The sequence below is a fragment of the Providencia sp. 6390 genome (assembly GCF_058148425.1).
The window spans coordinates 1-788 of sequence record NZ_JBYVYL010000033.1 but is presented as its reverse complement, the minus strand read 5'-3'; the positions used below and the strand labels follow the sequence as shown (position 1 = coordinate 788).

Annotated in this window: 1 protein-coding gene; it reads right to left on the bottom strand. The window is 47.6% G+C overall.

Annotated features, from left to right (window positions below; all coding sequences use genetic code 11):
* Nucleotides 1-788: tetratricopeptide repeat protein (locus AC3Z9T_RS21390; protein WP_490128065.1), on the bottom strand; the 788-nt coding region annotated here is incomplete at both ends.

Sequence of the window (788 nt, the reverse complement as noted above, 5' to 3'; positions counted from 1 at the left end):
CCATTATCACAGGCCAACTGGAAGTAATAACGTGCAGCATGGTGTGAGGTTTGCGCCACTTGGCCTTTTTGGATCAGCCAACCTAAATTGTATTGAGCATAGGCATTATTTTGTTCCGCGGCACGCATAAACCATTTTTGTGCCAGCTCAATAGAGATCGGCACACCATCACCTTGAAAATAAATCAATCCTAAATTCAACTGAGCATCGTTATCCCCTAATTCGGCAGCTTGCGTAAAGTAGCTGAGTGCTTTTTCTTTATCGACTTTGCCCCCTTTACCTTGCCAATAAAACCAGCCCAAATTATTCAATGCATAAGCATTGTTTTGATCTGCGGCGGCTTGATACCACCTGATGGCTTCTGCCATGTTGGGGTGGCCGTCAGCGCCATTTTCATATAACCAACCCAACATGTTCTGCGCAGAAGCATGCCCTTGCTCGGCCGCGGCTTGAAACCACTTGAGTGCTGATTGTGCCGAGGCTTGACTGTGTTCACTTTCTTCCATATACAGCCAGCCGAGTTGATGTTGTGCATCGGCCTCACCTTGTTCCGAGGCTAACGTGAGCCAGTGCAAGGCTTCTGAGCGTGATTGTTCGACACCTTCCCCTTTTTCATAAATCAATCCTAATTGATATTGCGCTGGCAAACTGCCTTGTGTGGCGGCAGATTTAAACCAGTGAATGGCTTTTGGCCAAGATTGCTCCACACCCAAGCCTGATTCATACAACGCCGCAAGGTAGAGTTGGGCATCAATATGGCCTTGCTCTGCGGCTTTTTGAAAATGCTC